Below are 19,839 nucleotides of genomic sequence, written 5' to 3'. Positions count from 1 at the left end.
AAAAATAGAACTCAGCATAATGTCACCTCCAGATACAGTTTTTCTTTTGTACTGTATCTGCTTGAGGTGAATTTGTCCAGGATTATTAATTAGTTCGATCATTCAGCAATTGACTACCCTAGTGCTACCTTTAAAGGGCTGGTTGAAGGGAGCTAAACGGAAGAGCTTTTTTATTGTTATTTTATGCGGTTAAACAATACCAACAAGTTATGAAATAAGCCTGTAAAGGTCTTAAAATCCCTTGGGGCTTTGTCCCCGTGCGAGTTCGATTCTCGTTCTTGGCACCAAGAAATCAAGGAGTCAGCGCTTTCCGCCGGCTCCTTTTTTTGCAGGGAGCGCAGCGATTGTGCCCAATTCATTCACAGAACCATGAGTTCCCGATCCGAAACGGTGAGCCGTTCAACGCCGCCCTCGGTAACGGCGACCGTATCCTCGATGCGGATTCCGAACTCCCCCTGAAGGTATATTCCCGGCTCAATGGTGAAGACCATTCCGGGCGTAAGGAGTAGGTCGTTGCCCTCCGCCACCGAGGGTGGTTCATGAACCTCCAGGCCAAGGCCGTGGCCGGTGCGGGTGGTAAAAAACGGCCCCATTCCGGCTTCGGATATGATCCCTCGAGCCGTCCGGTCGATGATTGAAACGGCCCGACCCGGCGTTACCGCTTCCAACGCCGCTTCCTGGGCGCGGCGCACGATGGCGTATACCGTCTGATACTTCGGGCCGGGGCGACCCAGACACACCTGCCGGGTGATGTCGGCATAATATCCGCCGGTGCTGACGGCGATATCCAGCAAGACCGGTTCACCCTCCTTGACTGCGGCCGAGCCCGGGAGATGGTGGGGATGGGCGCTGTTGGGGGCCGTCTGGACCAGCACGAAATCAAGGGTCTCGGCGCCGTCTTCCAACAACAGGGCTTTGAGGTTGAGTTCGACCTGTTTTTCGGTGACCCCCGGCCTGAAAACCGTATCCGCCTTTTCCAGCACGCGCTCGATGAGGCGCGCGGTTTTGCGGACTGCTGCGATCTCTTCCGGATCCTTGGTCCGACGCAAAACCGTCATGGCCTCACTGGCCAGCCGCGTCTGAACCCCGCAGATATGCGGTTCAAGCGCCTTCAGGTATCCGAAAGGCAGGGTGTCGTCGAGAGCCATCGTTTGCACTTTTTCCCCGGTCACCCGGTGCAAGGCCTTTTTTATCGCCGCCGGCGGTCCCTGGGCATCGTCCCAGGCGAACACGTCGGCCAGGCCGGTCTTATCGATCAGCTCCTGCTGATCAAAGGCCGGCACCACGGCACAGACGTGGTCCCGCGATACCATGAGGAAGGTCGGCCGCTCAACGGCAATGGGCGCATGGCCCACCAGGTAAATCCAGTTTGCCGAAGGCCAGAGGACGACCAGGTCCACCTCCGTTTGCACCATCACCTGTTGAAGCCGCTGGAGTCTATGGTTTTTTGACAAGTGAACGCTCCTTATTGACAGGCGATTCCGGCTTTCGAAAACGCCCGGGATTCGAACTGGGGTTCCCCGCTTTTGAATGCCATGGCGATGTTGTCGCGATCGGTTGAAATCCGGAATGCGTCGAGGTGTCCTTTTTGAGGACGGCCGGATCCGCCCGTCTTCCCGGCACCAAGGTGCCCAACCCTGCGCTATTCAGACGAAGCGGTGCCGCCCCCAAGTTCCTCGCCCAGTTTCATCAGCAGCAGGACGTAGCCCTTCTGCCCCCTTTCCATGCTCTCTATCCGGAAAAATTCATTCGGTGCATGCAGATTTTCATCCGCGCAACTGAAGCTGAAGCTCACCGTATAGGCCCCCAGCTCCTTGAGAAACAGCGCGCAGGCGGCAATGGAGCCTCCCTCCCGGGTGAGGTAGGGGGGAGTGCCGTAAAGGGTTTCCAGCACATTGGCGGCGGCCCGAATGCCCGCATGGTCGGCGGGCATGAGATAGGGGACGGCACTGCCCGGAATTTCGCGGATCTCCACCCGCACGCCCGGCAATGGGATCCTTTTCACGTGACGCCTGACCGCGGCGATGATTCGCTCCGGGCGTTGATCGGCCACCAGGCGGCAGGAAATCTTGGCTTGGGCGCAGGCCGGAATGATGCTTTTCATCCCCTCCCCCTGGAATCCGCCTCCCATTCCGCAGATCTCCAGGGTGGGCCGGGCGCCGATCCGTTCCAGGGGGGCATACTCCGGCGGTCCAAACAGCTCAGGCACCTGGAGGCGGTCTGCCAGGCGATCGGCCTCAAAGGGGAGCTCGGCCAGGTGAATCCGGTCTTCGGCGGAGAGATCCAGGACGTCGTCATAAAAACCCTCCACCAGGATCCGGCCCTGGGCGTCATGAAACGACGCCAGAATGCGGGACAGGGCCTGGTTGGGATTGTGCAGCACACCGCCGTAGAGGCCGGAGTGCTGGTCTGCGGCCGGGCCCCGCACATCGATCTGAAACGCGGCAATGCCGCGAAAGCCGAGATCGATTTTGGGCTGGTCCGGTGACCACTGCAACCCATCGGCACTGACCACCAGATCGCAGGCCAGAAGATCCCGTTGCCGGGCCAGAAATTCCGGCAGTTGCGGGCTGCCGATCTCTTCCTGGCCTTCGAACAGGAATTTGACGTTCACCGGCAGGCCGCCTCCTGCCAGCAGGGCCTCCACCGCGGCGACCGGAGAAAGCATGTTCCCCTTGTCGTCACTGGCACCGCGGGCATAGATGTGTCCGGCCCTGATCACCGGATCAAAAGGCGGGCTCTCCCACTGCGCCAGGGGGTCCACCGGCTGGATGTCAAAGTGGCCATAAATCAAGACCGTCGGTTTATCCGGGGCCAGGAGCCAGTCTCCGTAGACCACCGGGTGACCGCCCGTGGCCAGGACCTGGACGTGATGGAGCCCCGCCTTCTGCAACCGATGGAAGACCCAGCTTGCTGCGCGGGCCACATCCCCGGCGTGGGCCGAAAGGGCTGAAATACTGGGGATCCGCAAAAATTCCACCAGCTCGGCTAAAAACCGCTCGCGATGGGTCTGCAGATACGCTTCCCACTCCGGTTTGACTGTCATCTCGGAATCGTCTCCTTTGTTCAGTGGACAGGACGTTCACCGGAACGGATGCTATCACGCCGACCCGGTCCAAGCCATCGAAGCCGGCGACCGGTCATCGAACCAGTTCTTTTTCCGCGGCTTTCAGAATCCGGCAGAATTCCTTTTCGACATCCGTCGGCAGCGGCGTGTCCTCATGGGCCGACATCAGCGCCTTGGCTCTTTCCCGGGCCCTTGCCGTCATATCCCTGCTTCCTTCCTGTTCCCACTCCTTGACGAGTCCGTAAAACCCCACTTGGGGCCTGAAGAGTTCCCCGGTGCGCAGGTGCTTGAGGGTATGCGGCTGCAGGAAATAATCCTTGCCGTTCATCGCCTGGGCGATCCCATCCACGGCCAGGTGATCGTCATCCACCACCACCCCCTGGGCCGCCCGAAGGTGCATCGCGAAAATTTCGTCGTCGATAACCAGGTCCTCAAAGGAAGACAGATAGCCGCTTGCAAAACTGCCGAATCCCGAGATGATATTGGCCCCGGCCAGCATCGGCAGCAACCCGTTGACGGCCATCTCGGCGCCGTACTGGGCGTCGTGGGTGCAGGCCGTGGAGGAGTAGCCGTAAACATCCGACGGCAGCCCGTAATAGCGGGCCAGCTGGACGGAACAGGCCCCGATCAAGCCCACTTCAGGCACGCCCCAGACCGAATGGGCGGTGCGCATGTTGGCCACCGCCAGACGGGCGCCGTAAATCACCGGGGTGGCCGGGTTGATCTGGCGGCTGATCACGGCATAGGCCAGGATGCAGGCGTTCATCTGGGTCAGGCCGCCTGCGATGGTCATGGGTGCGGTGAATCCCAGAATGGGCGCCACCAGGGCCAGGGTTGGGATGCCTTCACGGATGAAGGCTTTCATGACATCGACGATCTCCCGGGGAAAATAAAGGGGGGACTCCGGTGAAATCCCCACGTTCATCAGGGGGTAGCGATCCAGTTCGTCAACGGCGCCGCTCATCGCCCGATAGAGCTCCACAATATAGCGCGCCTGAGCCGCGCTGGAGACGGCCGTTCCGGAGGTCGGTTTCAGGTTGTGGCGGAACAGGCAGGCCGCCTGGAGGATTTCGGTGATCGCCGAAGGCACCTCCTGGGGCATGACCACCGCACCCGGCATGCTCAGATGTTCCAGATGGTTCATCATGCGCAGCATGTCTACGAGATCCGCCTGGGTGGCGTCTCGTTTATGTCCGTTTTCGAGGTCGTAGAGGAAAGGAATCGAACCGCCCGTATGGGTTTCCACCTGCCCTTCCCGGATGTGGAGCCGCTTGCCCGAACGGCTGCCGAAGATCACCTCCGCAGGCAGGCCGGCGACGGCCGCATCGATGATTTCAGGGGTAAACTGAACCCTGCTGTTCTCATGGCGGCATCCCTGGTCGAGGAGCTGTTGCCGGATCTCCTCATCCTCGAGCCTCACGCCCACTTGAGTCAGCACCTGCCGGCTGGCGCTGTCGATCTTGAGAATCTCTTCCCGGCTCAGATACTGAAGCCAATTTCTTTTCAAACTTGCCAACTGGGTCCTCCGTCTGGGTGGTCATGGGTGTTGCTTCGGCGAAGGTAAGGCCGAAATCATTGTCTTAAGGCCTGTCTGCGCGGTGACGTCCATCAACCGAATCGCGTCAATCCGCCCGGTGACAGTACATTTCATGCTCGGGCCCCACCTGGGTCCGGCTCGGGAACCGGCTCCGACACCCTTCCCCGGCCATGGGGCATCGGGTATGGAACTCGCAGCCGCCGGGCCGGTGGATCAGGCTGGGAATCTCTCCCTGCAGCCGAACCCGCTTTCTGGGCGCATCGGGGTCGGGTTCGGGGGTGGCGGACAGCAGGGCATGGGTATAGGGGTGCCGCGGGTGGGCAAAAATTTCGTCCGTCGGTCCGGTTTCCACGAAACGCCCCAGGTACATGATGGCGATGTGGTCGCTCATGTGGCGCGCAACGGCCAGATTGTGAGTGATGATCAGAAAACTGATCCCCAGCTCGCGCTGCAGGCGGGTCAGCAGGTTTAGCACTTCCCCCTGAACGGAGACATCCAGACCGGCCGTGGGTTCATCGGCGATGATCAGTTTGGGATTGAGCGCCAGGGCCCGCGCCATCCCCACCCGGCGGGCCTGGCCGCCGCTGAGCTGATACGGGTAATAGGCCCCGAACTGGGGCGGAAGCCCCACCAGGTCCAGCAGCCGTTCGGCTTCACGGCCGAGATCGACCCCTTTGACGCCGTGAATCAAAAAAGGTTCGGTCACCAGGGTGCGGACCGTGCAGCGGGGGCTCAGACAGCCCACCGGATCCTGAAACATCATGGCGATATTGCGCCTCAGCGGTTTGAAGGCCGCATTGCCCAGGCCGCGGAGCTCCCGGCCCTCGAATAGAATACTGCCGTCACACGGCGTCTCCAGGCCGATCACCGCCCGGGCGAGGGTGGTCTTGCCGGCGCCGCTTTCGCCCACCAGGGCAAACGTCCGACCCCGATCGAGGGTCAACGAGGGCCCGCATACCGCTTCGATGTAAGGATCCGGATCGCGATCCAGAAACGCCCGGAAACGGCCTTTGCAGCGAAACCGGATGCGCAGGTTGTTGATCTCGAGCAGCGGGCTCACGGTGCGCCCCCCTTCCGGCTCAGGTGGCAGCGGACGAAGTGGCCCGCTTCGATCTCCCGGCGCGGCGGAACGGTCAACGGGCAGCCGTTCTGCTTGATCGGACATCGATCGGTGAAGATGCACTGGTCGCTCAGTTGAACCAGATCGGGAATCTCGCCCGGAATGGTGGGCAGGGTGAGGGTCTTCTCCCGGATACGGGCCGGATCACATTCGAGCAATGCCCGGGTGTAGGGATGGGCCGGCCGGTGGAAGATGTCCCGCACGTCACCGGACTCCACGGTTTCACCGGCATACATCACCACCACCTCGTCACAGAATTCCGCCACCAGTCCAAGATGATGGGACACGAAAAGAATCGAGCAGCCGATGTCACCATGGAGATCGCGCAAACGGTCGATGATCTCGATTTCCAGGGTGGCGTCCAGGGCCGTGGTGGGTTCGTCGGCGATCAGGAAGTCCGGCCGGGCCATCAGGGCCATGGCAATGGCGACCCTCTGGCGCATGCCGCCGGAGAATTGATGGGGATAATGGTCCAGCCGTTTGACTGCGTCCGGAATCCCCACCCGGGTCAACATGCGGGCGGCACGATCCCGTTTGTCCGCCTTGCCGAGGGAGTCGCGATATTGGATGTCGATCATCTGGCGGCCGATGGACAATACCGGGTTCAAAGAGGTCATGGGGTCCTGAAAGACCACCGAAATCCGGTCGCCGCGGATCCTGCGCAGCTCATCGGGAGTCATTTTCAGGATATCGCGGCCCTTGAACTCGATCGCACCCGACTCCACCCGGGCATTTTCGGCCAGCAGGTTGAGGATGGCATTGATCACGGTGGATTTGCCGCAGCCGCTTTCGCCCACCAGTCCGACGATCCGTTTTTGGGGGATGTCCAGCCAGATATGGCGCAGCGCCTTCAACCGCCCGCGGGTGGTCAGGAAGCTCAGGGTGAGGTCCTTGATCTGAAGGATGGGTCGGTTATCCCGATCCGCAGCGACGGGGGTCGGCATCCTCACACCTCCCGCCGCAATTTGGGGTCGAACACGTCCCGCAGGGTCTCCCCCAAGAAGGTGAACCCCAGGGTGGTCAATATCAGGGGCGCACCGCCGGCGATCACCAGCCAGGGGGTATTGCGGATGAAGGCATAGCCGTCATTGAGGATCGTACCCCAGCTGGCAGTGGGCGGACGCACCCCCAACCCCAGAAAACTGAGGCCCGCCTCGATGGTCACCACCACCGGGATGTCCATGCTGGCGATGATCAGCAGCGGTCCGATCACGTTGGGCAGCATGTGCCGGCCCAACACCCGCAGGGTGCCGGCGCCCATGGCCCGTTCGGCCGTGATGAAGTCGTTGTTGCGAAGGGACTGGGTCTGGCTGCGCACGATCCGCCCGTAAACCGGAATGGAGGTGACAATGACCACCAGGATGACGGTGTTGAGGCTGGGCCCCATGAGGGTGACCACGGCCAGGGCGAACATGATCGTGGGAAAGGAACGGACCGTGTCAAAAAGGATGATCAGCACCGCGTCGAGCCAGCGCGGCCCATACCCGGCCAGCATCCCCAATAACAGCCCGATGCTGCCGGCGACGGCGATCGAAATCATGGCCACCTGCAGGGCGATCCGGCTTCCCATGATCACCCGGGAAAGGACGTCCCGCCCCAGCTGATCGGTACCGAGCAGGTGCTCGCTGGAAGGGGCCTTGAGCCGGTTGCGCACGTTGATTTTGTCAGGGTCGTGGGGAACGAGGTATGGAGCCAGGAGGGCGCTGCCCACGATGAGCACCACCAGGACGACCCCGATCATGGCCAGATGATCCCGCCGGATGTGCCGGAACAACGTGCGCCAGGAGGATGGTTTGGGAGCGACCGGGCCGGCGGCGGCGGGCATTAGAGGTTCTCCCGGATGCGCGGGTCGAGCATTGCCGCGATCAGATCGGACAGGGTGGTGCACAGCACGAAGATGATGGTGGTCATGATCACGCTGCCCATGACCAGCGGGTAATTGCGGGTAATGACGGCGTCGAAGATCAGCTTCCCCACCCCGGGACGGGCGAACACGATCTCGGCGAACACCGCCCCGGAGAGCATGTTGCCGATGCCGACCCCCAGGAGGGCCACCGTCGGCAAGATCGCCAGGCGCAGGGCATAGTGGAGGGTAATGGTCCGTTCCGGCAGGCCGAAGGCCCGTGCCGTGCGGATGTGATTTTCCCCCAGCACCTCCAGCATGCTGGCCCGGACCAGGCGGGCCAGATACCCGACCCAGCCAAGGCCCACCGCCAGCGAGGGCAGAATCAGGTGCCGCAATTGGTCGAGGATATCCCCATCCCGTCCGGCCCCGGTGGCGGGAAGCCATTTCAGGGCCACGGCGAATATCAGCAGCGAGTACAGGGCCACCACAAAAGAGGGAATGGTGATGGTGCCGACTGAAAACACCCCGGTCAGCTTGTCGATCAGGGTATTTCGCCGGATGGCCGAATAGCAGCCCAGGGGGATGCCGACTGCGGCCGACCAGCCGATGGCCATGAAGATCAGACTGGCGGTAAACGGCAGCTGACCGAAAAAGATCTCCGACACCGGGAGCTCGGAGAAGACATCGGTGCCCAGATCCCCCTGCAGGACGTTAAGAAAAAAAACCCCCAGCTGCACCACAAAAGGCTTGTCCAGGCCCAGCTTATCTGCCAGATCGTCCCGCATTTCCGGGGTGGCCCGCGGCCCCAGGACGATGCTGAGGGGATCGCCCGGGACCGCGTGAATCATGCCGTAGAGCAGGGAGACGGCGATCACGACGATAAGCGCCGCCAGCCCCAGCCGTTTTACAAAGTAATAGAGCATCCGCCTCAGGCTTTCCTGAAGTACTGCACCAGGGGAACCCCTTCCGGCGTCATGGCCGGAACGATGGTGTTGCGGTAAATGTTGGGCGTCGTCTCATGGGTGATAAAGCGGTAGCAGCCCGACGCCTCCATCAGGTCCTGCATCCGTTTGTACATCACGTCGCGCTTGGCATCGTCGGTCTCCACCGCAGCCGCGGCGTGCAGCTGGTCGAATTCGTCGCTGCTGAATCGCTCCCAGTTCCACACCCCGACCTGCTCTTTTGTGTGCCACATGGTGTACCAGTAAGGATCGGGCTGGCTCGAAAAACGGTTGGTGATGAGCTGGATATCCTTGACCTTCTCCTTCATCTCCTTTTCGGAGCCCAGGACCCAGAACTGGCCGGACTCATGCACGTTCACCTTTACCCGGATGCCGGCCTCGGCCAGGTTGGATTGAATGACCTGGGCCTGGGTGACGATCTCGCTCTTGTTCAGGCAGTCCAGGGTAAGATCGATGCCGTCGGGATGGCCGGCTTCGGCCAGCAGCTTCCTGGCGCCGGCGGGGTCGGCCTTGGGAGGGATGAGGGCTTTGTCGCGATGGCCGGTCAATCCGGGCGGGATGATGCCGGTGGCGGGTTCGGCCTGGCCGAAGTAAGCGGCCTCGAGAATGCTGGGGATGTCGACGGCCATCTGAACGGCTTTGCGCACGCGCGGATCCTTCAGCCGGGGGTTGTCGGCGTTGATCCCGAGCCATGCGTAATAGAGGGACGGCTTGACGACCACTGTGCTGCCCTTGGGCGGCTTGGCCTGGAAATTTTCCAGTGAAGAAATACTGATGCGGGTAAAATCGATATCCCCCGCCTCGAATGCGATCTCGGCCGTCTTCTCATCGTCGATGGCAAAAAATTGGATCTCTTTGAAGACGGGCGGCGGTCCGCTCCAGACCGGATTCGGCACCAGGATGGTCACCTGTTTGGGCTTCCACGCCTTCAGGATATAGGGACCCGAGCAGGCCGGCGGCTGGGTGGTGAATGTGCCGCCCACGGATTCCATCGCCTTTTTGCACATAATAATGCCGGAGTTGCCGGTCAGGGAAGTCATCCAGATGGGGGCGAAGGGTTTTTTCATGACGATCACGCCGGTGTACTTGTCCTTTTCCTCTACCGCTTCCAGCAGCTTCCAGTCATCGGCATAGGGAGACTTGTTGTCCGGATTGGCAATACGCTCAAAGGAGTAGCGCACGTCCTCGACCGTCATCTCGCCGAAGCCGTTGCTCCACATGATGCCCGGTTTCAGTTTGAACTCGATGTGGGTGGGATCGAGCTGTTTCATGTATTCGGCGGCCATCGGCTGCCAATCCCATTTGTCGCCGGGCTTGAAGTCGATCAGCTTGTTCTGGAGGCAGCCGTTGATCACATATTCATTGCGCGATTTCATGAAGGCCGGATCGAGGGTGAGAACGTCCGAATAGTTGCGGATCCGCAGGATGTCGCCCTCTGCGGCCGCCGATGTGCCGGGAAAAGGCAGCGACCCCATCATCATCAAAGCGGCGGAGGCGGCTGAAATTTCGACAAACTGGCGTCGCGTGATGGACAGATTCTTACCGTTTTTCTCGTTGTCTGGCATAAATTCCTCCTGTATGAGTTTCTGGGGTTTTTGGGACGGCACCGTCCGGCACCCAGAGCAGCGCCTTCGCTTTGGAGCCGTCAGGCAGACAGGTATGCTGGACCTGGAACAGCAGGGGCCACCCGGTTTGGGCCGATTGAACCGCAGCGGATCGGGAATGAGTGCGAGTTCCCGACCGACGCGCAACGCTGCCGGTGGTTCAACTTTCCACCGCCCTGGAGCATGGCGGCAATGGCCCGTATGGTGGATGGGGAAAAAATTGGATGTTGATCAAAAAGGTAAATACGTATATACGTCTAATAGGATGGATTCATTTGGTTTGTCAATCATTTTTTGCTGGGGATCCGTGGTCCCGGGGTGGGAAACAGGATCGAACAAACGCCGCCTTGGGAGGAGGAGGTTTTCAGTCGTTTGGAAAACCCGAGGCGGTCGGGGTTGAATCACCCCATCGAAAAACCGACCGAAGCCTTGAGGCTGAATCGCTATAATTTTTGATAACAGGGATGGATGATGCGCATCTACGAAAACCAGCGACCCCCTAAATACATCCAGATCTACGAATGGGTGCGGGGTATGATCCGGGAGGGCCGTCTGAAGGTGGGCGACCGAATCCCCACCGAGCCCGATCTGGCCAAACAGTTCGATTCGAGTCGGATGACGGTACGCAAGGCCATCGATCCGCTGGTGCTGGAAGGGATGGTGGAGAGACGCCAGGGACAAGGCACCTTTGTCGTCTCCAATGACATCGTCAAGCTGACCTATGACGTCAGCAAGCCGATCCGCTTCAGCCACGAAATGAAGCAGGTCGGTTTGTCGCACCATCATGAGGTGATAGCGGCCAAGGTCATCAACGCCGACAAGCGGCTTCAGCAGTACCTCAACCTGTCCGAGGGCGCCCGGGTCATCCTGATCAAGATGGTGCTCTACGCCGATGGCAAGCCGATGATCATCGAAAGAAACTACTTCTCTCATGAAGACTACCACGAGATGCTGAAAATGAATCTATCGGTGCCGCCGCTGCAGCTCCTGACCGATGAATTCGGAATCGAGGTTAAAAAAGTCAAACAATATATCAGCGCCGTCTGTGCCGGTAAAAGTGAAATGAAACTATTCGGCGTGGACTATCCATTGCCCTGTATCTTCCTCGAGTGGATTTCCTGTGATGAAAAGAGCCTGCCCCTCAGTGTTTCTCTCTGCCATTATCGAGGGGATTCATTCAAGTTTAAAATACCTGCCAGTGAACTCGTTAAACCGGATACGATATAGCCCCCATCGTCGCACTACCCATGCGCCTCGGTGGTAATAATTGATTCACCCCATTGATGATAGGTTGCTGTCGCTAACTCCACCCTATCCGCTTGTTTTGACAAGCTCAATGGGGTTTTTTGTTTTTTTGGCGGTGGATTGGGGGTGGGGCGTCAGCCTCCCGGCTTCATATTCTCGGGCATTTTTACCGCAACGACCTCGCCCCTGGCGCAGACCTTGCCGCCCGCCGACAGGGTCGATTCGACGACGATCTTTTTCCCCTTGATCTCCTTCACCCTGCCGCGGATTTCCAGGGGGCCGTCGATGGGCGTCGGCGCGAGATAGTTCACGTGAAGGGCTGCGGTAACGAACCGCAGCGGCGGATCGGTGTCCATCCCGCGTCCCTCGGCCCGATAGGCGGCGGCGGCGGCCGTTCCGGTGGAATGGCAGTCGATCAGCGACGCGATCAGCCCGCCGTAGACGAATCCGGGAATGGCGGTGTGATAGGGCTTGGGGGTATAGACGGCGACGGTCTCTTCCCCGTCCCAGCGGCTTTTGATCTGGTGCCCGTGTTCGTTCAGCCGGCCGCATCCATAGCAGTGGCTCACGTCGTCGGGGTAACAATCCTGAAATGCACGTTCGATCATCGGTTTCTCCTTTCGAAATTTCATGCTACCAGGCGGTATCACGCCGTAATCATATAAGATCCGCCATCTCGGGAATCGGGTTGAGCGGCGGGTTCCCCCCAAGCACAGCTATGATGAATGAAAGTAAAACAGAGCTCGTCATTTCATTGCCGGCAAAGGGCATGAAGCTTTTTCCACCAATTCGATCAACACATTTCCCGTGTCTTTTGGATGTAGAAAGAGGGTCTTTTCAAAACAGGGAGTCCATTTGGGTTCATCTGAAATCAGACGGACCTTTTTCGCCTGCATTTCCTTGACCACAGCATCGAGGTCTTCGACTTCATAACAAATGTGGTGGATCCCGCCGCCTTTTTGGAGGAAACGCCCCAATCCGTCTTCCGGGTTGGTAGGCTGCACCAGTTCAATGTAGGTATTTTTTACTGGTAAAAACGCAACCTTGGCTGAAAAAGCTTCGACATCGTAAACTTGAATAACTTCCATGCCCAGAACTGTTTCGTACGGTTTTTTTGCGGTATCGATATCTTCGACGACAATCCCGATGTGGTGGACTTTCGAATCCTGCCAATTCATTTGCGTGTATCCTTTTCCGGTAATTTCCTTCTGCCTGGATATGGCGAACTTTTTTTCCAGCAGGAGGATATGGTCTGTTATTTGGTTTGTTAAACCGTTTGCCATTTGAAATAATTCCTATAATCCTTTGAACAATCCGAATTCGTCAATAAATTGAAGCTCGGAGTCTTCCCCATTCCACCAGAGCCTTCGCCGCGGCGATCCACAGGTGTGCCGATTCGAACACCGGTACACCGACATTTTCGATGGCCTGGGAGAGTCTTCGGGTATAGGGTCCGCCGGCAGCACCGCAAAGAATCGGTTTGCCGGATTTGCGGTTCATGCCGGCAACCGCTTCCACGATGCCTTCGTCCAAGGGTGTATCCTGGAACACAAACCAGTTCATGATGATATCCACATTGGGATCATTCAGCAGGCACTCCATTGCGAACAGGTAATCTGCGGATGTAGCCGATCCGGTAACATCCACCGGATTTTTGCTGATGTAAAATGGGGGATATTGCGCCTTCATCTTTTCGACGGTTTCATTGAGAAGCGGTGCGATTTCGAGTTCGTAGCGGCCAAACAAGTCAATGGCATTGACCATGGGGCCGGCCCCGTTGCTGATCATCGATATGCCCGGACCGGCGGCATGGGGCTGCATGGCGAGGGCCTTGGTAACTGCCAACAATTCCTCGAAGGAATCAACAGACAGGATCCCTGCCTGTTTGAATGCCCCACGGTAAATACCATAGGTTCCTCCGTAAACCCCGGTGTGTGACTGGGCCGCCTTGGCCGACCGTTTGGTCCGGCCGGACTTGTAAACCACTATCGGCTTTTTGTAGGTCGATATCGCCTCTCGACATGTTTCAATAAACTTCCGTCCGTCCCCCAAGCCTTCCACATAAGCTGCCAGCACCTTGGTATCGGCATCCCGGGCCAGGTATGCAATCATATCCGCTTCATCCACATCCACCCGGTTACCGTACGAAATCATACGGGTGATCCCGATATGTTCGAATGCTTCCAGAAAACTGCAGCCGTATGTACCGCTCTGGGTGATAAAGGCGGTATGTCCCTTTCGGGGCCGCACCATGCGCTCATGCGTCTGGAAAAAGGCATCGAAACGGTTGCCTGCATTGAAGCAGCCGATACAGTTCGGACCGATCAACCGGATGCCGTATTTTCTCGCCCGGTACTGGATATCCTTTTCCAGCTCGGCCTGTTCACCTCCCAGCTCCTTGCCCCCGCCGGAGATGATCAGCGCGGCCTGTATCCCCAGACCGTGACATTGGTCCAGAATCTCGGGGACCAAGGCCAGTCCCACCACCACGACTGCCAAATCCACGACTTCGGGAATTTCTGCAAGGCTTTCGTAGCTCTCCAGCCCAAAAATTTTTTTTCGCCCCCGGGTGATCGGGTATATCTTGCCATCAAATTGATGATTAATCAGACTGTCGGCAACCACATAACCAATCTTGTCCGGGGTGGTGGAAGCACCGATCAGTGCGACGGTGCGCGGTTCGAAAAATTTATCAAGATGACTGGTATTGGCCGTGGGAGCGCTCAGGCACTCCCCGGCCGGTTCCTGGGTGAGGATGATTTTAGCATCCACCGCCACCGATTGTTTCTCGGTGACGGCAACGGGATTAAAATCAACCGATTCATACAATCCCGCTGCATCCATCCCCAGCCGACTCACGGCCAGCAGGGTTTGGACAAACGCCGCCTCATTCAGGGGCGGGGATCCTCGGAAACCCCGCATCAACACTTTTCCCCTGATTTCCTCGATCATCCCTTCAACGTCTTCGCGCGTTACCGGCAGCATCCTGAAGGTTACATCATCTAAGAGATGAATCATGGTGCCGCCGGTCCCCAACATGATCACCGGCCCGAAACTCGGATCGTTTTGGAGTCCAACGATGAACTCGGCTCCCGCCGGGATCATTTTTTCAACCAGATAACCGTCAAATTCCTCTCCGCGGTTTAAAAATCCTTTTTCCATGGCACCGCAAGCCTCGGATAATGTGCGCTCATCACCGATATTCAAACGCACGGCCTGCCGTTCGGTCTTATGCAGCAGAAAAGGTGAAACCGCCTTCAGCGCTACTGGAAAACCGAGCTGCGCCGCCGCCGCAGATGCCTCGGCAGCGGTGGAGACGAATTTTCCCTCAGGAACCTCTATGTTGTAAATGCTAAGCAGTTGTTTGCAAATATGCTCGGGGATAGTAGTCGCTTTGCGAGCAATGCAGGTTCGGCATAAAGACCTCAGTTCCTCTTTTTCCATTTTCGCCTCCTTTCAAGTATGTTTGCGCGGCCGAAGATTCGCTTCAAACAAAGGCATCGGCGCACGGACCGGTCGTTGAGGTTAATCTTTTCTGCCGAATTTCTTTTCGCAGATATCCCTACAACGACATTTAAAAAATATAACCAATGTCGTTGCAGGGATAATGTTCTCACGGGTAATCAGTGCCGCTAAAAAAACCGAACCCCGAGCCCTGCGCGATTCACCCGATAACCATGATTACCTCCCCGTCGGCCACGGCGGCGCCTTTGGCCACCCTGACCTCCATCACCTTGCCGTCCACAGGGCTGTTGATGTTGTTCTCCATCTTCATGGCCTCGATAATGGCCACCGTCTGGCCGGCGGCCACCATATCGCCTACCACAGCCTTAAGTTCAACGATGAGACCAGAAATGGGAGCTTTCACCGCACCCTTTCCAGATACGGCTACCGACGGACTTCTGGTTGTAACCGGAGAAGGAGGGCTCGGCCGCAACGCTGCCTTTGTGGTGGAGAAGGCTGCCGCGGATCCAGTGCTCGCAAGCGTTGCCGGTTGTGTTGCGGGGGAGGCAGGCCCTGTCATGTTCTCTATATTAACCTGGAAAACCGCGTCATTTACAGTCACCGGAACACATCCGTTTTCTATGACCCCGATCGCTACAGCATATTTTTTGTTTTGGATTTCCAATTGATAATGCATCGCTTCCTCGCTTTTTTCTTAGTGATTATCAAAAAATAAAAATGCTTATTTTTTTCCGGAGACCTGTAGGAGCGAAAAAATTTTTCGTTCCTACAAACGGGCAGATTATTTTTTGGAAGTTTTTTAGTTTATGGTTATTTTTTTGATTTTTAACCTCATCGCCGCGTATTCGAAGGATTCGCTCCCATAGCCATCTGTCGTCCGTGCTGGATCCAGCCTGTGGATTCGGATGTTCCAAGTTCCAGACGCTCCGGTGCCCGCAATCGGGAGAGGTGAATGTGCAGGGCCACCGCAGCGGCGGAAACGCTCTCAGTGTCGATCGCTTGCTCCCCGTCATCATTCCCTATGGCCTGCGGAATTGACACATCCTCCAAGGGCTCGGATTCCGATCGCATGCCCTTTTGCGAATTGTTGATATCCATTTTTTGGAAAATCCGACCGGAAAGTTCCATGCAAATTTGCAGGATTCCCAGTACCAGAAAAATTCCGAAAAACCGGATAAACAGCGTGCCAAGTGCATAGGCCCAGAAAGAATCCCGTGGTCCTCCCACAAAAAAGATCCGACCATTGACCGTTCCGTCCGAATCGTAAGGACCGCCGTCTATGACCTTGATGACCAGATCCTGAACCCGGTCCGGAAGAGAGATGTTTTCACATTCCGAAACCATCCAAGGGCTTGAAAGTTTTTCATTGAACACATAGAACTGCGTGGAACTGGTAAAGAAATCCGATGAAAGTGTAACCATTGCCTCGGCTCCCGGACTGACATCCCCGATCTCAATGGTGAACAGCGCTGATTTGAAATTTTTCACATCCACCTCAGGGCGTTCGGCTATCTCCCATTCCAAGCCCCTGACTTCAACAAGTTTGCCGCCTGAGACCGTGAAATGTACCTGCACACTGGTACTTTTGGCACGGGGGATATATTTGGCTGTAACTCGGTCCCCTTCCCGGCTGAATTCTGGCTTGGGTTTTTCAATGTCCTCACCGAAAGCGGCATGGCCTGTTCGAATCGTCCCCGGACAAAGGAGTAAACCCAACAGGGATCCCATTATCCATGCTGCGGAAAAAATCCTTTTGTATTTTGCTGTCATGGTTCCCTCCTATTGAAACATGGCAATGAACATTCCTGCGGCTGCCGCTGAACCGATCACCCCTGCCAAGTTGGGGCTCATGGCATGCATGATGAGCCAGTTGTCCGGATCGGCTTTCAGTCCCTCAGAATGTGCCACCCGTGCAGCCATGGGTACGGCAGACACCCCTGCCGAACCGATGAGGGGATTTATCTTATCTTTCAGGAAGATATTCATAATATGCACCGTCAGAATACCGCCGAAGGTACAAATTACAAAATCCACCAGACCGAAAGCGAATATCAGCAGGGGTTTCCAGGTGAGAAAGACATCAGCCTGCATGGTCGCGCCCACGGACAACCCCAGGAAGATCGTCACGATATTCATCAGCGCGTTCTGGGCCGTATCCGAAAGCCGTTTTACCACGCCGCATTCCCGCATGAGATTGCCGAACATGAACATGCCCATCAGGGGCGCAACAGCCGGAATCAGCAGCACGATCAGGGCGCATCCAATCAAGGGAAAAAGCAGTTTTTCACGCTGGGATACATACCGGAGCTGACGCATCCGTATCCGTCGCTGCTCCAGTGTGGTCATCATCCGCATAATGGGCGGCTGGATCAGTGGGACCATGGCCATATAGGAATAGGCCGCAAGCGCGTTGGCTCCCAGCAGGTGAGGCGCCAGTTTGGCCGTAAGATAAATGGTGGTCGGTCCGTCCGCACCGCCGATAATACCCACGGATGCGGCCTCTTTCAGGGTGAAACCGAAAAAGAGTACGCCGAGATAGGTGACAAACACGCCCAACTGGGCGCCTGCGCCGATAATCAGGGTCTTGGGATTGGCAATCAGGGGCCCGAAATCCGTCATCGCACCCAGCCCCAGGAAAATCACACAAGGAATGATCTCCCATTCCACACCGTATTTATAGAAAGCCCGGATCAGTTCGGGATTGCCGTGTTCCGTGAACCCCATCAAAGGCGTCAGGGGAAAATTCACGATAAAAATGCCGAAGCCGATGGGAACCAGGAGCAGGGGCTCATATTCTTTGGCAATGGCCAGATAAAGAAAAAGAAGGCCGATCAGAATCATAATCACCTGGTTGACCGCAAGATTGGGGATACCGGTCTGGGTGATAAGGATATTCTGAATCAGTTCTAGCATATGACTCCAGGACATATCCGTCTCTCCTTTCTATAAGGGCATGTTGCCGTGTTTCTTGGGTGGGTTGGTATCCCGTTTGCTTTTCAGCATCTGAAGGGCCCGGATGATTTTGGGCCGGGTATCTGCCGGATCAATTACCTCATCAATATACCCAAGTTCAGCAGCCTTATAGGGATTGGAGAACTTTTCGCGGTATTCTTTTATCAGGCGATTCCGTTCGGCCTCGGGTTCCGCCGCCCCCTTGATCTGGTTTCGGCAGATGATATTCACCGCGCCCTCGGCCCCCATTACAGCAATCTCGGCATTGGGATAAGCAAGATTGATATCCCCTCTCAGATGTTTGGAACTCATGACGATATAAGCGCCGCCGTATGCCTTGCGGGTGATCAGGGTGATCCGCGGCACCGTCGACTCTGCAAAGGCATAAATCAGCTTGGCGCCGTGTTTGATGATACCGCCGTGCTCCTGCAGGGTGCCGGGCAAAAATCCGGGTACGTCTTCATAAATAATGAGGGGGATGTTGAAACAATCGCAGAAACGGACGAAACGAGCGCCTTTGATTGACGCGTTTATGTCCAGCGCACCGGCCATAACCGCCGGTTGATTGGCGACCACACCCACCGTCCGGCCATCCAGGCGGCCGAGGCCGATGACCATGTTTTTCGCCCAATGAGGCTGGATTTCAAAAAAGTAATTATCATCCAGGTTGGAGTGTATGATATCACGAATGTCATATGGTTTGTTGGGATCGATGGGCACCGCCTGGCGCAAGGTTTCATCCTGCCGTTGGGGATCGTCCGCCGAATTCAGACAGGGAGGATCATCCATATTATTCTGAGGCAAAAAAGATAGCAATTCGCGAATCTTCAGCAGGCATTCACGATCATTGGGGGTTGAAAAATGGGCGACGCCGCTTTTGGCATTGTGGGCCATGGCCCCTCCCAGATCCTCCTTGTTGACGTCTTCCCGTGTTACGGATTTGACCACCTCGGGACCGGTGATGAACATATGACTGGTGTTCTCAACCATGAAAATCCAATCCGTGAGGGCTGGAGAGTAAACCGCCCCCCCGGCCGAAGGTCCCATAATGGCAGTGATCTGTGGAATTACTCCCGATGCCATGACGTTGTTTTGGAAGATCTGACCATATCCGGCCAGGCTCATAACACCCTCCTGGATCCGGGCCCCACCGGAATCGTTCAATCCGATAATGGGTGCACCGACCCGCATGGCCATTTCCATTACCTTACAGATCTTTTCAGCATGGGCCAAAGACAGTGAACCCCCAAAGGCAGTGAAATCCTGGGCGTAAACGAAAACCTGCCGTCCATTGATCTCGCCGGAGCCCGTGACCACCCCATCTCCGGGGATCTGTTTGTCCGCCATGCCGAAATCGGTGCAACGGTGGGTTTTAAATCGGTCCAGTTCCGCAAAGGTTCCTTCATCCAATAATATATCGATACGCTCTCGTGCGGTAAGCTTTCCATCCGCGTGCTGCTTTTCTATCCCCTTTTTTCCCCCGCCTTCAGTGGCCCGCTGGTTTTTCTCAGTCAGTTCTGCAATTAGCTCTGCTGTTTCCATTTATCCTCCTCTTATCCTTCCTTGCTTCTGCGGTATCGCTTTCTAATGACGTCGAGCGCTGTTGTCCCCGATTTGAGCGCGCGACGGTTGACTTCGACCTTTTTTCACTGTTTTTCTTATTAGCTACAGGGAACTATATGGCACGTCATGGCCGACGAGCCGCCTCGGGTCATCGCCGTCCATATCGTCCCCGTCCGGGGCAGGGTCATTTTCGCCCGGTATAACCGCTATCTGATCTGCCGAAATGTCATGGCCGACGAGCCGCCTCGGGTCATCACCGGCCATATCGTCCCGGTCCGGGGCAGGGTCGTTTTCGACCGGTATAACCGCTATCTGATCTGCCGAAATGTCATGGCCGACGAGCCGCCTCGGGTCATCACCGGCCATACCGTAAAAGGCAGGCGCAAACATATGACCGTTTATGGTTTGCATTGCTTGGGTCATGCGTACTCCTTCTCCTTAGCTTTTGCTCACTTGAAATGCCCGTGCTGACCGGTCC

17 protein-coding genes are annotated in these 19,839 nt (G+C 57.1%); 2 read left to right on the top strand and 15 right to left on the bottom strand.

Annotated elements, in window-relative coordinates:
- Nucleotides 1–359 precede the first annotated feature (359 nt).
- From ACEW8N_RS01590 to ACEW8N_RS01555, 8 genes are all read right to left on the bottom strand, one after another.
- On the bottom strand, nt 360–1,454 hold the full coding sequence (locus ACEW8N_RS01590) for a M24 family metallopeptidase (protein WP_373498038.1): 1,095 nt from the start codon (nt 1,452–1,454) through the stop codon (nt 360–362).
- A 188-nt stretch (nt 1,455–1,642) separates the two neighbouring features.
- On the bottom strand, nt 1,643–3,046 hold the full coding sequence (locus tag ACEW8N_RS01585) for a dipeptidase (protein WP_373498037.1): 1,404 nt from the start codon (nt 3,044–3,046) through the stop codon (nt 1,643–1,645).
- Between the two features lie 94 nt (nt 3,047–3,140).
- Nucleotides 3,141–4,583 carry a trimethylamine methyltransferase family protein gene (locus ACEW8N_RS01580; RefSeq protein WP_373498036.1) on the bottom strand — a complete coding sequence of 481 codons (1,443 nt, stop codon included), beginning with the start codon at nt 4,581–4,583 and terminating at the stop codon, nt 3,141–3,143.
- A gap of 106 nt (nt 4,584–4,689) precedes the next feature.
- Nucleotides 4,690–5,664, bottom strand: coding sequence for an oligopeptide/dipeptide ABC transporter ATP-binding protein (locus ACEW8N_RS01575; RefSeq protein WP_373498035.1), 975 nt, complete (start codon nt 5,662–5,664; stop codon nt 4,690–4,692).
- Entirely contained in the window at nt 5,661–6,668 is a 1,008-nt protein-coding gene (locus ACEW8N_RS01570; protein ID WP_373498034.1) for an ABC transporter ATP-binding protein, read from the bottom strand. Before ACEW8N_RS01570 ends, ACEW8N_RS01575 begins: the two co-directional genes overlap by 4 nt.
- Before the next feature lie 2 nt (nt 6,669–6,670).
- Nucleotides 6,671–7,549, bottom strand: coding sequence for an ABC transporter permease (locus tag ACEW8N_RS01565; RefSeq protein ID WP_373498033.1), 879 nt, complete (start codon nt 7,547–7,549; stop codon nt 6,671–6,673).
- Nucleotides 7,549–8,493, bottom strand: coding sequence for an ABC transporter permease (locus tag ACEW8N_RS01560; RefSeq protein WP_373498032.1), 945 nt, complete (start codon nt 8,491–8,493; stop codon nt 7,549–7,551). The genes ACEW8N_RS01565 and ACEW8N_RS01560 overlap by 1 nt, the downstream gene beginning before the upstream one ends.
- Before the next feature lie 5 nt (nt 8,494–8,498).
- On the bottom strand, nt 8,499–10,097 hold the full coding sequence (locus ACEW8N_RS01555) for an ABC transporter substrate-binding protein (protein WP_373498031.1): 1,599 nt from the start codon (nt 10,095–10,097) through the stop codon (nt 8,499–8,501).
- A 510-nt stretch (nt 10,098–10,607) separates the two neighbouring features.
- On the opposite strand from ACEW8N_RS01555, the gene ACEW8N_RS01550 reads away from it, so the two are divergent.
- The gene (locus ACEW8N_RS01550) at nt 10,608–11,363 is read left to right on the top strand and encodes a GntR family transcriptional regulator (RefSeq protein ID WP_373498030.1); all 756 of its coding nucleotides are present in this window, start codon (nt 10,608–10,610) and stop codon (nt 11,361–11,363) included.
- A 152-nt stretch (nt 11,364–11,515) separates the two neighbouring features.
- Here ACEW8N_RS01550 and ACEW8N_RS01545 read toward each other — a convergent pair whose 3' ends face one another.
- From ACEW8N_RS01545 to ACEW8N_RS01515, 7 genes are all read right to left on the bottom strand, one after another.
- Nucleotides 11,516–11,989 (bottom strand): PaaI family thioesterase, encoded by a 474-nt coding sequence (locus ACEW8N_RS01545; protein ID WP_373498029.1) that lies wholly within the window; start codon nt 11,987–11,989, stop codon nt 11,516–11,518.
- Nucleotides 11,990–12,127: 138 nt separating this feature from the next.
- A complete protein-coding gene (mce, locus tag ACEW8N_RS01540) occupies nt 12,128–12,664 on the bottom strand; it encodes a methylmalonyl-CoA epimerase (RefSeq protein WP_373498028.1) in 537 nt (178 codons plus the stop codon).
- A 40-nt stretch (nt 12,665–12,704) separates the two neighbouring features.
- Nucleotides 12,705–14,825 carry an acetate--CoA ligase family protein gene (locus ACEW8N_RS01535; protein ID WP_373498027.1) on the bottom strand — a complete coding sequence of 707 codons (2,121 nt, stop codon included), beginning with the start codon at nt 14,823–14,825 and terminating at the stop codon, nt 12,705–12,707.
- 220 nt (nt 14,826–15,045) lie between these two features.
- A complete protein-coding gene (locus ACEW8N_RS01530) occupies nt 15,046–15,249 on the bottom strand; it encodes a biotin/lipoyl-containing protein (protein ID WP_373498026.1) in 204 nt (67 codons plus the stop codon).
- 428 nt (nt 15,250–15,677) lie between these two features.
- Nucleotides 15,678–16,616 carry a hypothetical protein gene (locus tag ACEW8N_RS01525; protein ID WP_373498025.1) on the bottom strand — a complete coding sequence of 313 codons (939 nt, stop codon included), beginning with the start codon at nt 16,614–16,616 and terminating at the stop codon, nt 15,678–15,680.
- Nucleotides 16,617–16,625: 9 nt separating this feature from the next.
- Complete coding sequence (locus ACEW8N_RS01520; RefSeq protein ID WP_373498024.1) at nt 16,626–17,759, bottom strand: sodium ion-translocating decarboxylase subunit beta; 1,134 nt, start codon at nt 17,757–17,759, stop codon at nt 16,626–16,628.
- 30 nt (nt 17,760–17,789) lie between these two features.
- Entirely contained in the window at nt 17,790–19,340 is a 1,551-nt protein-coding gene (locus ACEW8N_RS01515; protein WP_373498023.1) for an acyl-CoA carboxylase subunit beta, read from the bottom strand.
- A 147-nt stretch (nt 19,341–19,487) separates the two neighbouring features.
- Here ACEW8N_RS01515 and ACEW8N_RS01510 point away from each other — a divergent pair, with 147 nt between their 5' ends.
- Nucleotides 19,488–19,832 (top strand): hypothetical protein, encoded by a 345-nt coding sequence (locus ACEW8N_RS01510; protein ID WP_373498022.1) that lies wholly within the window; start codon nt 19,488–19,490, stop codon nt 19,830–19,832.
- The last annotated feature ends 7 nt before the right edge of the window (nt 19,833–19,839 follow it).

Source organism: Desulfococcus sp., from assembly GCF_041737845.1.
GTDB lineage: Bacteria > Desulfobacterota > Desulfobacteria > Desulfobacterales > Desulfococcaceae > Desulfococcus.
This window is presented reverse-complemented; position numbering and strand designations above follow the sequence as displayed.